The sequence below is a fragment of the Francisella noatunensis subsp. noatunensis genome (assembly GCF_009823375.1).
In the GTDB taxonomy this organism is placed as follows: domain Bacteria; phylum Pseudomonadota; class Gammaproteobacteria; order Francisellales; family Francisellaceae; genus Francisella; species Francisella noatunensis.
On the sequence record NZ_WBSX01000040.1, the window covers coordinates 1 to 14,003 of the forward strand.

Below are 14,003 nucleotides of genomic sequence, written 5' to 3' on the forward strand. Positions count from 1 at the left end.
CAATATAAATACAAAAAAGAAGGTGACTCTAAACAAGTTAAGATAAAGGATAGAGCGAGTATTTCTGAAAGACCTAGCAGTGCTAATAGAAAAAATCTTTATCACTTTGAAGGTGACACTATTGTTGGTAAAGACCATAAAAGTGCTATTGTAACAATGGTCGATAGAGCTAGCAGATTTACTATTTTAGCCAAGTCTATAGATAGAACAGCTAATTCAATCAATAGAATATTGTACAAAGTATCTAATGGTCATAAAATATTAACAGCTACATTTGATAATGGTAAAGAGTTTGCTAAACATAAGAAGCTAACTAGCAAGACTGGCATCAAAGTATTCTTTGCTGATCCATACAGTCCTTGGCAAAGAGGTACTAATGAAAACATGAATAGGTATATCAGACAATTTATACCTAAAGGTACTAACTTTAACAATATATCTCATCAATACATTAGAAAGTTACAGATAGACTTGAATAATAGACCTAAGAAATGTTTAAATTACTTGACACCTAATGAAGTACATTTTGGTATCTCTATAAACATTGAGAATACAATCTAGCATATTTGCCAAAGTAATATTTGGAATAACTATAGTTGGTAGTATTTTATTATTACTTATCGCAACTTTTCCTTTCATTATTGCAAATCTCTTGGTGGGTATTACATTTTCAACTATTGCTGATACACAATTACAAGTAATGCAAATGACATTTTTCTTTTTCTTGCCATCAATATTGCTGTCAGGTTTCATGTTTCCATTCGCTGGTATGCCAGAGTGGGCACAAGTCATAGGCAATATTTTACCATTAACTCATTATCTAAATATTGTCCGAGAAGTTCTTCTCAAAGGGGAGGGTTTTTTGATATTCTAAATAGTATTTACCCACTATTGATTTTTATGATTGTGGTTTCGATAATATGTATTAAAAAATACAAAAATACTATTTAGATTATTTAGACGAACTTTAATTCTACTTAAATACAAATTTCTTTTATGGTATCTTTAAGGCTTAAAAATTAGAATCTAAAAAATTAGGAAATAAGTTTGTTAAATTATAAAGAGAATTTTATTGGCAGGAACATCAAATCATATGTATTATCTGGTTTTGTAGTTGCAGTTGCTCTTATCCCTGAAGCTATAGGCTTTTCATTTATCGCGGGAGTATCTCCTACAGTTGGTTTAATACAGCATTTATATTAGGTTTGATAACAGCTCTTATAGGTGGTAAACCTGGTATGATCTCAGGAGCAACTGGAGCAGTAGCAGTTGTATTAGTAAGCTTAGGTATTCAAGTTAAAGCATCACTTTCTCCTGAGATGCTTCATAGCTTAACAGCTTCAGGAGAGTTGAGTAGTTATATCTTACAGTACATTTTATTATGTGCGATTATGGCTGGTGTTATACAAGTTATAATTGGGATACTTCACTTAGGTAAGTTGATTAGACTAGTACCACAACCGGCGATGTATGGTTTTGTTAATGGTTTAGCGATAGTTATCGCTTTAGCACAAATACCATTATTCCGAGACGAAGGAATTACAATGTATATACTTGTTGGCGTAACTATGTTGATTGTTTACTTCTTACCTAAATTTACTGATAAAGTGCCTTCAGGTTTAGTTGCAATTATTGTTATAACAGCTGTAGTAGTATTCTTCAAATTACAAACAAAAAATGTCGGTGATTTGGCAGATATCTCTGGAGCATTTCCAAGTTTTGTATTGCCTAATATTCATCTGACTATGCAGTCATTTTTTTATAGTATTACCTTATGCTGTAATTGTTGCACTTGTTGGTTTGATTGAATCACTGCTGACATTATCAGTACTTGATGAAATGGATAATAAGCGTGGTAATGGTAATCAAGAATGTATAGCTCAAGGTACTGGTAATATTGTTTGTGGTTTCTTTGGTGGGATGGCTGGTTGTACTATGATAGGTCAGTCGATAATTAACTTCACAAATGGCGGGCGTGGGCGTTTATCATCATTAACAGCAGCATTGCTATTGATATCTTTTGTAGTTGCTCTATCTGGGTATATATCTTATATTCCTGTTGCGGTATTGGCTGGTATTATGTTTATGGTATGTATCAATACTTTTGAGTGGGAGAGTGTTAATCGTATCCGTTATATGCCAAATTCAGATAAGGTTGTTTTAGTAGCAGTTACAGTTATTACAGTATTTTCAGATTTAGCAATTGCCGTTATCTCTGGTGTGATTATCTCAGCTTTAGTTTTTGCTTGGAAAAGTTCACAAGTACATAGCCGTACTCATAGAGAAGATGACAATACAAAAGTATATGAGTTCTTTGGGCCGTTATTTTTTGGTTCAACATCTTCGTTTAAGAGCTTATTTGATGTAAATTATGATCCAGAAAATGTTATATTAGATTTTGCTAACTCTAGAGTTATGGATATCTCCGGAGCCGAAGCAATAGATGATATTACTAAAAAATACTTAGATTTAGGTAAGAAAGTTACACTTAAACATCTAAGTGAAGATTGTCGTAAAATACTCAAAAGTGCAGGGCCATACTGTGTTTTTGAAGAAATTGATCCAACTTATAAAGTCGCGAGGGATGTCTAATGGAAAAGATTAAAATAAATACTACTAATGCACCACAAGCTATTGGTTCGTATGAGCAAGCTATAAAAGTAGGAAACTTTGTTTATACTTCTGGTCAAATACCACTAAAAGCAGATGCTACTATGTCTGGAGAGTGTGTAAAAGAGCAAACTACTCAAGTCATGCAGAATCTAAAAGCAGTATTAGAAGCAGCAGGCTCAGGTCTAGATAAAGTAATCAAGGCAACTATCTTTATCAAAGATATTACAGAGTTTAAGCTTATTGATGAAGTTTATGGTTCTTTCTTTAATGGTAATTTCCCAGCTCGCTCATGTGTAGAGGTAGCTAGATTACCAAGAGATGTTAAGGTTGAAATAGAAGCAGTTGCTTTAGCAGAGTAATAATTTTTAAATATACTATCTCTTAGTAGAAGAGATTATACAGTTCAGAGCCTAAGACAGTAATTATCATCACTACAGAAGGATAGAATGTTAAAGTAAATCCTAAAGCTCTGGCACCTGCTCCTTTTCTATAATTGGCAAAGAATAATATTCTTCCTAAAGCAAAAGTGATAGCTGCGAAAATGATAGTTGACATACTTTGAGCTGGCATGGTTACAGACCAAGCAGAGTAAGCTACAAAAGCTATACATAATTGTTCTAAAGTATTTTGTATCAGAGATTGTAGGATTTTAGCTTGCTGTGATCCTTGTGTTAACCCACTACCATTTATATCAGTATCACTAAAGAAGCGATGTTTTGCTAATCTTGCTACAGCAATTACAAGAAATACTCCGGGAATTATTAAACTATTAAAAGCTATAGTAATTTTACTATCTATTTTTTCCAAATTAAAAACATCACATGTTGATCCTATAGCAACTATCAAAATAGATAGAATTATTCCAATTAATAATCCCTGTAAAACGCCTTTTTGTTCATTGGTCATATATCTAATCCTATATTTTTATCTCTAGGAAGTATTATGATTTCTTAAATGATAACTTGCAAACTTTAATAAAAACAATTTACTTAGGATATCTTTATAAGATATATTCAAATTATGACTTCTTAATTTTGAAATCAATATGAAAATATTTCGTCATTTATATGCACAGGTTTTACTTGGTATATTTATAGGAGTTTTACTTGGAATTATCACTCCTCATTTTGCTGTAGCTTTGAAGCCTTTTGCAGATGTTTTTGTCAAACTTATCAAGCTGATGATAGCCCCAATTATTTTCCTCACTTTGGTATCTGGTATTGCTGCAATGAAAGATTTAAAAGCAGTGGGTAAGATAGGTGGAGTGGCATTATTGTATTTTTTCTCAATGACTATAGTTGCTCTCATAATTGGGATGGTTACGGCAAATCTACTAAAACCCAGTTTGGGATTGAATATCGATCCAAATACTCTAGATGCTAGTGCTGCTAAAGCCTATATGGGAAATGTTGAACATGTGGCAAATATGCAAGATTTTTTTATGAATATTATTCCTCATACATTTGTAGGAGCTTTTACAGATGGCGATATTTTACAGGTACTTTTTGTATCAATATTATTTGCTGTTGGGCTAGTGATGTATTGAGAATCAGGCAAGCCAATACTAGATGGTATCCAGAGCTTATCAAAAGTATTTTTTAAGATAATTCATGTGATAAATGCACTACTCACCGATAGCTGCTTGTGCTGCGATTGGTTATACAATAGGTATGTATGGAGCAGGTACACTAATTGGATTGTTGGGGTTATTGCTATGCTTTTATATTACATGTTTGATATTTATCTTAGTATTTTTAGGATTAATTCTAAAGCTATATTGTGGCATAAATATATTTAAATTACTTGGATATATCAAGACAAATACTTATTGTATTAGGTACTTCATCATCAGAAACAGTTCTACCAAATTTGATGGAGAAACTTGAGAATTTAGGCTGTGATAAATCGATTGTAGGTCTTGTGATACCAACAGGATATTCTCTTAATTTAGATGGCACAGCTATATATTTATCACTAGCTGCGATATTTATAGCACAAGCGTTAGCTATTGAGCTTACTTTGAGCCAGCAGGTTTTTATGCTACTAATTATGGTGATTAGTTCAAAAGGAGCTGCGGGTGTTACAGGCAGTGGATTTATCATATTAGCAAGTACTCTTAGTGCCTTGGGTGTTGTGCCAGTTGCAGGTATTGTGATTATCTTGGGTATAGATAGATTTATGTCAGAAGGGCGCGCTATTACAAATATGATCGGTAATACTATTGGAACAATTATTATATCTAAGTGGCAGAAAAAATTAGATATTGGTAAATTAAATAGTGAGCTGAGAGGGTAAACAAATCCATCCTATTTTTTCGGTACTTTTGCAATCTACTTTTAGGTTTATCAGGAACAATCATCTCTATAAAACCTTGCTCTAAAACTGGATTCAGATACCTATCAGCAAATATTTAATGACTATCGAACCTTAGAGAGATCTTGAACAAGTTATTTGAAAGTTATCAAAATGAAAAGCTTAAAGGAAATGCTAGAGACAGCCAAAATATGCATGATAACTCTAATATAAATCCTAGAAAAATATATTTGTTTAAAAAAATAATAATAGTGTTATCAGAATTTCAAGATAGTACGACATTACTCACTGATGAGCAAATCAGTATGATCATAGTTGATTATGAAATACTATTTAAAAAAAATATAAAAGATCAAGCGGTTTTCAGCCTGTTGATGTATATAGTATGATGAATGATTATATTAATAGATTATGGAATTATTTAGGTGCAACATATGAGTATATAGAATTGTTAAAAAAACTTTCTAAGTACAAGATTGATGATATAGCATCAATTGCGAAAAATGTTTTAGTAATAGCTTTAGAAAATCAAAATAAATCTAAAAGTTTAAGTTTATATTATAGATAATATTGTAACAGGGATTGCATCTTATTTTAAAAATGTTAAATGATAAAAGAAATTAACGAGTTCACAGAAGAGGAACTAAAAGAGTCAACTAAAACCTAACAACTCTATCAAAACTTTCCAAAAGCTTAGCATTATGAGTAATGAAAATTACAGTTTTATTTTGCATAAGCGTAATTAAGTTTTCAAAAACTAGCCTTTCAGTTTCTTTATCGAGCCCTTCAGTAGGCTCATCTAGTATTAGTATTGGCTTATCTTGTAAGAATGCACGCGCTAAAGCTAGGCGCTTTTGCTGACCACCAGAGAGTTGTCTACCAAGCTCACCAGTCCAAGTATCAAGTCCTTTTGGTAATGATTCAACATGTTTTCTTAATTCAACTTTTTCTAAGGCTTCTAGTAGCTCTTCTTCAGTAGCATTATCTTTAGCAATCTTTAGATTCTCTCTAATAGTTGTGTTAAAGATATGTGGAGACTGATTAATCACAGTCATTAAGTTTCTAAGTTGATCCTCGTTAAATTCCTTGATATTTCTACCGCCAATAGTGATTTTGCCACTATTAACATCCCAGAATCTAGCAAGCAGATTAATAATTGTAGATTTACCTTTTCCCGTTGGTGCAAATAGTGCGATTTTTTCATTTTGCTTGATTTCTAAACAAAAATCTTTAAGCACTGATTGCTCTGCATTATAGCCAAAATCAACATTATTGAAGCTAATACTATAGTTATCCAAGCTAATATCAGAGTTTGTTGGATACTCAACTTCTGCTTTGGCATCTGTAATATTTAATATCCTTTTTGATGCAGAAATTGTTTTACCTAGGTACTGGTACGCTAGTGGTAATGGCATAATTGACTCAAACATCGCCATTATCGCCAAAAATATCAAAGCAATAAATGCGCCACTTATATAGCCACTCTGAGTTAGTTTAACTGCAAAAACTGTTACCATAACTACAGTTAAGCCTAATGCTAAAGTCATTAAAGCACTGCCAAAACCACTTATAAAACTGATTTTTTCTTCTTGGTTTAGTAGTTCAGAATTTTGCTTTTTAATCTTTTCAAGATGCTTACCTTCTAAGTCAAAGATTTTAAGCTCTGCTAGAGAGTTAATATGTTCGGTGATATTTGTCTTTAGCTCTGCACTAGTGTGATTAAGATCTTGAGTTTTTTTCATGGCTAATAGACTACTAACTAACGGTATTACAAACCCTATTAGCAACAGTGCTATAAATGTAAGTAGTGCAAGGCTTAAGCTAAAGAAACTAAATAATATGGCTGTAGTTATACTTGCTAAGACAAATACAACGGTTGGGGAAATTATACGAATATATAGATTATCTAATGCACCAATATCATTGACTAGACGTGTAAGTAAGTCGCCACTTTTATACTTGTATAAGTGAGAAGGTGCAAGTGGTTCAAGCTTTTGATAGAACCATACACGAATATCTGTGATTATCCTAAAAGTTGCTTCGTGTGTTAGTATTCTTTCACCATATCTACTTAGTATTCTACCAAGTGAGAAAGAGCGTACACCAGCAGAAGGGTGAAAATAGTTAAATGAAGTTGCAATAGCATAGGTAGTAGTAGCCAAATAACCAGTATATGAGATAAACCAACCAGATAGTGACATCAGACCTATACCCATAAGTATCGCTGACCATGCAAGTAGGGTACCCAAGAGCATCCATTGAGTTTGATTTTTAAACAGCTTTATAAATGGTATTAAATTTCTCATGCTGTTACCTCATTTCTATAGAAGTTATAGAACTCACTATTTTGATCGCCAACTAGCTTTTCAAATGTTCCTGTTTCAACTATTTTTCCATCTGCTAAAACTACAATTCTGTCAACACACTCTAGGAAGCTTAGTTTGTGAGTTAGCATAATCACAGTTTTATCATTCCAATTTGATTTTAATGAGTTAATGATTTTTTCTTCACTATCTTTATCTAGACTTGCTGTAGGCTCATCAAGAATTAGGATATCATGAGGTTTTAGATATGCACGAGCTAAAGCTAATCTTTGTGCTTGACCTCCAGATACTCCTATATTCTGTTCGCCAACTTCTGTATCTAAACCATTTGCGAGAGAGCTTATAAATTCATTTAGATCAGTATTTTGTAGAGCTTGATTTATTTGCTCACCTATAGCATTACTATTAGCTAATAACAGATTATTCTTGATAGAACCTTTAAATAATGATGAGTTTTGTCCTAGCCATGAGATATTTCTAAGCCAAGATTTTTCTTCAAGATTTTTTAGCTCAATAGTGTTATTAACTAAGATATTACCTTGATATTTTATAAAACCAAGTAGTGTATTTATTAGTGTTGTTTTACCTGCGCCACTAGCTCCAACTATAGCTATTTTTTCTTTGTGATTAATATCTAAAGAAACATTATCAAGAGCTATTTTATCATCATACTTTACTATCAGATCTTTGATGTTTATAGAGTTTACTTTATCGTTAAATATTTCATTTCTTTCTTGATGAGATGGTTGCATCTCAAAAATTTTAGAAATTTCTAGAGCTGCGCCAACTGCTTCAGCTTTTGCATGATAATGTGTACTAAGCTCACGTAATGGCATAAAAAATTCTGGAGCAAGTAGCAGTATAAATAAGCCACCTTGCAAAGTGATATTGTTTAATGACCACCAAATATCATTACCTGCACCAGTATTGATAAAGCCCATACCAAGATATATCGCAACAAGAGCGATCGAAGCAGCAGCAAAAAGCTCTAGTACAGCCGAAGATAAAAAGGCAATTTTAAGAACTTTCATTGTGCGGATTCTATAATTATCAGATGCTTCGTAAATAGTCTCGCTATGAGATTTGCTTTTATTAAAAAGTTTTAGAGTCGTAAGTCCTTTTAGAGTATCTAAGAAAGTCATACTCATTCTTGCAAGTGTTTTAAAATGTTTTTGACTCTCAGATTCTGCACCTAAACCTACCAAGATCATAAATAGTGGTATAAGAGGGGCACATATTAGTAGTAGAATCCCACATACTATACTTTGCGGAAATATAAACACTAGAATAGCCAGTGGCATTAGTCCAGATAAAGTTATTTGAGGTAAAAACTTAGTCAAGAAACCTGTTAACCCTTCAACTTGCTCCATTGCGCTAGTTATTATATTGGCATTAGAGGTTTTATTAAGCTCAATAGGGCCTAGACTATTAACATGAGCTAGGATATCTTCACGAATTTGTTTTTTTACTAATGTTGCGGCTTTGTAGCTTACTATTTCTCGGATCCAACTTAGACCAGCTCTAATTAATACAATCACAATAATCAAAACGAAATAAGTGCTTAGTTGGCCTAAGGTTGAATTTTGTAGATATGCTTCATAAGAGATATGAGCAAGTAAATATAGTTGACCTATTAGTAGTAGGCCACTTATGAAAACTATTAATACAGTTAATTTAATCCATTTTTTAGCAGGAGATGCGATATCTTTGAGCCAATTCCTTGCTAGTTTTTTATCTTCTTTAGATGCGTCTGAAAGCATTAGAAATTCATTAGTTTTTATTTTGTTTTAAATTATAACACAATAGAATTATAAACTTGTTTATCATGTCTAACTAGTGCTGAAATATACTAAAAAAAGGAGTTTTGTGGTAATTTCTATAGTAGTTTATTCGCTTTATAGTGAGGTTAGTACGATGAAAAAAAGATATTTAAGTTTGTCGGTATTAAGTTTGATGATATTACCAATGTTCTGTGAAGCTATTCCTAAGGCTACTTCTATGGATACTCCAGCTCAAAATATAACTAGTGATAGTAGTACAACTCAGCAGCAACCACAATCAGTTAAGACTTTAGCAGATGTTGAATCTGAAAATAATCAAGCAACTATTGATAACTCTAGTAAAACTCAAACTATGAAAGAAGAAATTAGCAATATTGATGATGCGGCTAATGGTTTGACTAGTTAGCTAATTTTATGAAAAAAATTAAAATAGCAATTGTAGCGACAGCTTTAGGATTATCTTCTTTAATCAGTATATGCTGATGATTTTGATTATTCGCAAGGAGACTCTTATCAAGCTGGTAAAGAATTTGGACAATCTGTTACTCAAGCAAAACAGAATATTATTGAGAAGACTAATAATGCTTCACAATCTATGAATCAAACATATAATGATGTTAAGAATAAATTTTCTGAAACAGCTAATCAGATAGTAGATCAAGCAAATAAGAGCAAAGAAGTTATAAAAGCAAAGGCAAATGATGCTTCAGATGCTTTGAATGATATCGCTAATAGTGCCCAAACAAAAGTTCAAAATTTTAAAAAAGGATTTGATGATGGCACTGATGAGGCAAGTAGCGGAGCAACAATGGTTTTTTAGATAGTTAAGTAGATATAGTATGAAAATTTTAAAAAAAATTCTTGGAAAAATAAATATACCTTTAATAGTTTTTTTGGCTCTTGTAGGCGGCTTGTTACTTGTTGCAAATATAAAAAGTGAGCCAGTAAAAGAAGTCAAAGAAAAAGTAAATAATGCCGTTAATAACGTTTCTAAGTCACTTAATAGTGCAGCTAAGACTAATAGTAGCCCAATAGATTCATAAGATTATCTGAAGATAAATATAGTAGGATTAATTTTTATTTTCGTAACTACTTTATATAGTAAATGAATATTCCAGTATATCATTGAAATGCTTGAAGCAACTGCTAGTCCGTATACACCCCAATACAGTGTAAAAATACTTCCTAATACGATATTTAGAACTAAAGCAATATAGAATGCAATACAAGTATTTTTCTCAAATCCTGCCATATTAAGAATTGTTGCCACACAGCCAGAAAGTACATTAATAATTTGCCCAATCATTAGAATACAGAAAATAAAGTATGATGTCGTGTACTGTTCTCCATACATCAAAGTTATTGGATAACCACAAATAATAAGTCCTAAAATAGCGATAATAGATAGAACGAATATTATTCTTGTGTATGATGTTATCTTCTGTTGAAATATCTCTCTAGAGTTATTTTTGTAGTCATCAGCTATCTGTGACAAAACATTAGAGTTTACCGCATTCAAGACAAAGCTCACTAGAGCACTAAGTTGTAGCGCAACACCGAATAGTGCTACATCACTAGGACCTGATAGTCCTTTTAAAATGATAATATCAACTTGTGATAAAAGTAATAATCCCCATTGCATCAAGGCAAAAGATAAGTTGCTACCAATAGGTTTAGCACTTTCGAAGCTATATTTTGATGTTTGGATAAGCCATATAGATGTGACATATATGGTCATAAAAATCATCATTGTATCAATAAGCATTGCAGTGTCATTAATATATAAGACTATAAAAGCTACAGTTAAAAATAGCATAATAAGTCTTAAACCAAGTTGTATTAGGTTAGCAAAAACGACTACTCTTCTTGCAACAAAGAATGATTGAAATATATTTGCCATAAAAAATGGTACGGCAAACAACAGTGCAAAATTTTCTATTGAATTATCACTATGTTCAGAACGGTTATAAAAAATTATAAAAGCAATTACTATAATTACTATGGCGAAGCCTCGTTTGAAGTACCAGTTATGAACTCTAAATGTTTCTTTATGACGCTCAAAATTACTTTCTAAGTCAGATTTACCCCAAGTCCTAGCTAATATACCTCCAGCTCCCATAGTCGCAACTACTGCTATGATAGTAGCGACAGTAACACCAAAGATATAAAAACCATAATCTTTCATATTTAAGTGGCGAGCTAAAAGAATAGCTGTAATAAATGCACATGCTTGTCCTAAAGCTTGAACTACCATTGTTTGTAAAGATTTAGATAGTATATGGTTAGAAAGTATTTTTTTTATCAAGATTAGCTAATGGTTTATTTATCAATTAAATTTAAGGAGATTTTAACAGTAAAGAACAAATAATATAAGGATAATTTTGACTAGATTACTTAGTTTGTGTATTGAAAGTTTCTAGTGCAAGAGCAAGAGAGCCTTTGACACCTGTATTGTCACCAAAAGAAGCAGGTACTATAAAGTTATCCATGTCTTTTAATGCAGGATAATCAAAGTAGCTATTTAAGTATTGTGTTACATTTTTACGAATCATATCAAACAAGATTGTTTTATGCATTACACCACCTCCAAGAATAATTTTTTCTGGAGAAAATGCGCATATATAGTTTACTAATGCTTTTGCTAGATACTCCGCTTCAAATACCCATGCGATATGATCATCGTTAAGCGCTCCAGCATGAGCAACTTGCCATCTTTTATTTATAGCTGTACCAGAAGCTAAACCCTCTATGCATGCGCCATGAAAAGGGCAGCAGCCCTCAAATTTATCTTCAGGATTCTTTGGGATAAAAAGATGACCAATTTCAGGATGCATAGCTCCTTGAACTAATCTATTATTACATATAACACCGCCACCAACACCAGTACCAACAGTTAAATATAAAAGATTTTCTAGATCTTGAGCACAACCCCAAAGTTGTTCGCAAATTGCCGCGGCATTTACATCAGTATTAAAACCAATCGGTCCTTTATATACTGACTTTATAGCTCGAACTATATCAAAGTTCTGCCATGCTATCTTAGGAGTGTTTGTAATGTATCCGTAAGTTTTAGATTTAGTATTAATATCGATAGGTCCAAAACATGCCAAACCTAGAGCTTTGATCTCATAATTGTTCTGATAATTTCTTATTATACCAAGAACCTCAGACATTGTTTCTTCTAGAGTGGTAGTATCAGTACGGTGACGCTCTATTACATTTCCATCAAAATCACCAATAGTTGTAAAAAACTTGGTTCCACCAGCTTCTATACCTAGTAAATGCATATCAATCGATTTAATTAATGTATCTAATATTCTAAATATTATCACTGATAAGCTTAGTTTAGAATTATTTGATTGAATGTTTATTAAGTTTTTGAAAAAATTATTTTTGGTTTTCTAATTTATTAGTAAATATTTTCAGATCTTTTTTTTCAAAGTCATATTTTAATTCATTATTAGCTTGAGCTAGACAGTTTGATAGATATCCTTTTATAAAATTAATGCTATTATCATTCTCAAGTTGTCTAGAAATATGAAGAAGACTTTTTTGGATGCGTTTTGCTACCTGAAGATTATTGCTTCCATAAATTCTTATATATTCAAATCCACTTTTTATAAAACGATCTATCTCAATACCTTCCACATAAATATTTTTATAAATAACTTTGGTAGTAGATTCTGTATGATCAATTAGATACTTCAAACAACGATTAAGCGAATCAATAACACTAATAGCAGTTCCAGGATCATTTGTTCCGGGACTTAAAGCTTTAGCTGCGATTTCACTGAGAGTTTCTACTCCAAATATTGGATCTTCAATAAAGTTTTTTTCATTAGAGATAATAAAATTATCAGTAATTTTGCTAAGCATCTCTTTAGATAAATATTTGGGAGATTTGATATAAGCTATAATCTCAGAGCTAGCTAAGTGTTCTCCTTTGTATTTTACAATGTATAGTTTTGCATTTAGTTTTTCACAATAGCTGTTTAGAAGTTCTAGATGAATTTCATTAAGAAATCCATACTTATCAGAGTAAATTGGTAGTGCCTCTTCTGGTATTCTTTCTTTATCAAGTTTATTACAGTACATGTACGGATTTTTTGTATATTGTTTAACTGTAGAAAAAGCTTGTTTCTCTGTTTTTTGCAAGATAGTTTTTATTTGTCCAAGTTTTGCAATATTGTCAATCCATACAATAAACGTAAGAATAATCCATATAAAAACGAGTATAGTAATAATAAATATTAAAAAGATTCCTGTTTGATTAAAAATTCCAGATTTAAGACCAATAGTAGCAACAACCCCATATATAAAAGCACCGATAAAGGTTGATGTGGCTTTATGAGAGGTACTGTCTCTTAGAAGTATAGATAGTACTCTAGGTGTTCCGGATTCACTAGCTGATGTATAAGCTGTAACTATAGCACCTACAGCAAAAACCATTGCTGCAATCATAATATTTGTAATTATAGATAATAGAGTGGTAACAGTATCTTTATTAATAGTTGTGGAATAGAAATTTATACCTATTTTCTAAAATAGATAAGCTAGATTGTATTCTCAATGTTTATAGAGATACCAAAATGTACTTCATTAGGTGTCAAGTAATTTAAACATTTCTTAGGTCTATTATTCAAGTCTATCTGTAACTTTCTAATGTATTGATGAGATATATTGTTAAAGTTAGTACCTTTAGATATAAATTGTCTGATATACCTATTCATGTTTTCATTAATACCTCTTTGCCAAGGACTGTATGGATCAGCAAAGAATACTTTGATGCCAGTCTTGCTAGTTAGCTTCTTATGTTTAGCAAACTCTTTACCATTATCAAATGTAGCTGTTAATATTTTATGACCATTAGATACTTTGTACAATATTCTATTGATTGAATTAGCTGTTCTATCTATAGACTTGGCTAAAATAGTAAATCTGCTAGCTCTATCGACCATTGTTACAATAGCAC

At 31.8% G+C, this 14,003-nt stretch carries 14 protein-coding genes and 3 pseudogenes; 9 read left to right on the forward strand and 8 right to left on the reverse strand.

Annotated features, from left to right (window positions below):
• The 4 genes and pseudogenes from F8C69_RS04645 to F8C69_RS04660 all read left to right on the forward strand — a co-directional run.
• Positions 1-561, forward strand: a 561-nt coding sequence (locus tag F8C69_RS04645; RefSeq protein ID WP_159183759.1) for an IS30 family transposase, incomplete at its 5' end; no start/stop codon positions are given.
• Between the two features lies 1 nt (position 562).
• Positions 563-951 (forward strand): annotated as a pseudogene (locus tag F8C69_RS04650) (ABC transporter permease); the annotation flags it as partial.
• A gap of 96 nt (positions 952-1,047) precedes the next feature.
• Positions 1,048-2,592 (forward strand): annotated as a pseudogene (locus F8C69_RS04655) (SulP family inorganic anion transporter).
• Positions 2,592-2,972, forward strand: a complete 381-nt coding sequence (locus F8C69_RS04660) for a RidA family protein (protein WP_159184383.1) — start codon at positions 2,592-2,594, stop codon at positions 2,970-2,972. The pseudogene F8C69_RS04655 and the gene F8C69_RS04660 overlap by 1 nt, the downstream one beginning before the upstream one ends.
• A 22-nt stretch (positions 2,973-2,994) precedes the next feature.
• Here F8C69_RS04660 and F8C69_RS04665 read toward each other — a convergent pair whose 3' ends face one another.
• Positions 2,995-3,519 carry an MAPEG family protein gene (locus F8C69_RS04665; RefSeq protein ID WP_159184384.1) on the reverse strand — a complete coding sequence of 175 codons (525 nt, stop codon included), beginning with the start codon at positions 3,517-3,519 and terminating at the stop codon, positions 2,995-2,997.
• 139 nt (positions 3,520-3,658) lie between these two features.
• On the opposite strand from F8C69_RS04665, the pseudogene dctA reads away from it, so the two are divergent.
• Positions 3,659-4,908: pseudogene (dctA, locus tag F8C69_RS04670) on the forward strand (C4-dicarboxylate transporter DctA).
• Here dctA and F8C69_RS11285 read toward each other — a convergent pair.
• The gene (locus tag F8C69_RS11285; protein ID WP_353956085.1) at positions 4,853-5,023 is read right to left on the reverse strand and encodes a Fic family protein; all 171 of its coding nucleotides are present in this window, start codon (positions 5,021-5,023) and stop codon (positions 4,853-4,855) included. The pseudogene dctA and the gene F8C69_RS11285 overlap by 56 nt on opposite strands.
• Before the next feature lie 28 nt (positions 5,024-5,051).
• Between F8C69_RS11285 and F8C69_RS04675 the strand changes: the two genes are divergently transcribed.
• Positions 5,052-5,315, forward strand: coding sequence for a hypothetical protein (locus F8C69_RS04675; protein WP_159184385.1), 264 nt, complete (start codon positions 5,052-5,054; stop codon positions 5,313-5,315).
• A gap of 267 nt (positions 5,316-5,582) precedes the next feature.
• On the opposite strand, the gene cydC is transcribed toward F8C69_RS04675, so the two are convergent.
• Positions 5,583-7,232 carry a heme ABC transporter ATP-binding protein/permease CydC gene (cydC, locus tag F8C69_RS04680; RefSeq protein WP_159184386.1) on the reverse strand — a complete coding sequence of 550 codons (1,650 nt, stop codon included), beginning with the start codon at positions 7,230-7,232 and terminating at the stop codon, positions 5,583-5,585.
• Positions 7,229-9,010, reverse strand: coding sequence for a heme ABC transporter permease/ATP-binding protein CydD (gene cydD / locus F8C69_RS04685; protein WP_159184387.1), 1,782 nt, complete (start codon positions 9,008-9,010; stop codon positions 7,229-7,231). The genes cydC and cydD overlap by 4 nt, the downstream gene beginning before the upstream one ends.
• A gap of 154 nt (positions 9,011-9,164) precedes the next feature.
• On the opposite strand from cydD, the gene F8C69_RS04690 reads away from it, so the two are divergent.
• From F8C69_RS04690 to F8C69_RS04700, 3 genes are all read left to right on the forward strand, one after another.
• Positions 9,165-9,437 (forward strand): hypothetical protein, encoded by a 273-nt coding sequence (locus tag F8C69_RS04690; protein WP_159184388.1) that lies wholly within the window; start codon positions 9,165-9,167, stop codon positions 9,435-9,437.
• Between the two features lie 189 nt (positions 9,438-9,626).
• Positions 9,627-9,851: a hypothetical protein gene (locus tag F8C69_RS10560; protein ID WP_234384275.1), complete on the forward strand. Its 225-nt coding sequence runs from the start codon at positions 9,627-9,629 to the stop codon at positions 9,849-9,851.
• Between the two features lie 19 nt (positions 9,852-9,870).
• On the forward strand, positions 9,871-10,074 hold the full coding sequence (locus F8C69_RS04700) for a hypothetical protein (RefSeq protein ID WP_159184389.1): 204 nt from the start codon (positions 9,871-9,873) through the stop codon (positions 10,072-10,074).
• Positions 10,075-10,076: 2 nt separating this feature from the next.
• On the opposite strand, the gene F8C69_RS04705 is transcribed toward F8C69_RS04700, so the two are convergent.
• The 4 genes from F8C69_RS04705 to F8C69_RS04720 all read right to left on the reverse strand — a co-directional run.
• Positions 10,077-11,336, reverse strand: coding sequence for a lipopolysaccharide biosynthesis protein (locus tag F8C69_RS04705; protein WP_159184390.1), 1,260 nt, complete (start codon positions 11,334-11,336; stop codon positions 10,077-10,079).
• 85 nt (positions 11,337-11,421) lie between these two features.
• A complete protein-coding gene (locus F8C69_RS04710; RefSeq protein ID WP_159184391.1) occupies positions 11,422-12,318 on the reverse strand; it encodes an ROK family protein in 897 nt (298 codons plus the stop codon).
• A 100-nt stretch (positions 12,319-12,418) separates the two neighbouring features.
• Positions 12,419-13,567: a DUF2254 domain-containing protein gene (locus F8C69_RS04715; protein ID WP_307838508.1), complete on the reverse strand. Its 1,149-nt coding sequence runs from the start codon at positions 13,565-13,567 to the stop codon at positions 12,419-12,421.
• Positions 13,568-13,584: 17 nt separating this feature from the next.
• On the reverse strand, positions 13,585-14,003 hold a 419-nt coding region (locus F8C69_RS04720; RefSeq protein WP_159184251.1), incomplete at its 5' end, for an IS30 family transposase.

Excerpts from the sequence above, each read along its gene's own strand:
- F8C69_RS04665 (WP_159184384.1), bottom strand. The coding sequence starts at position 3,519 with ATGACCAATGAACAAAAAGGCGTTTTACAGGGATTATTAATTGGAATA.
- F8C69_RS04660 (WP_159184383.1), top strand. The coding sequence starts at position 2,592 with ATGGAAAAGATTAAAATAAATACTACTAATGCACCACAAGCTATTGGT.
- F8C69_RS04700 (WP_159184389.1), top strand. The coding sequence starts at position 9,871 with ATGAAAATTTTAAAAAAAATTCTTGGAAAAATAAATATACCTTTAATA.
- F8C69_RS04710 (WP_159184391.1), bottom strand. The coding sequence starts at position 12,318 with ATGCATTTACTAGGTATAGAAGCTGGTGGAACCAAGTTTTTTACAACT.
- F8C69_RS10560 (WP_234384275.1), top strand. The coding sequence starts at position 9,627 with ATGAATCAAACATATAATGATGTTAAGAATAAATTTTCTGAAACAGCT.
- cydD (WP_159184387.1), bottom strand. The coding sequence starts at position 9,010 with ATGCTTTCAGACGCATCTAAAGAAGATAAAAAACTAGCAAGGAATTGG.
- F8C69_RS04690 (WP_159184388.1), top strand. The coding sequence starts at position 9,165 with ATGAAAAAAAGATATTTAAGTTTGTCGGTATTAAGTTTGATGATATTA.
- cydC (WP_159184386.1), bottom strand. The coding sequence starts at position 7,232 with ATGAGAAATTTAATACCATTTATAAAGCTGTTTAAAAATCAAACTCAA.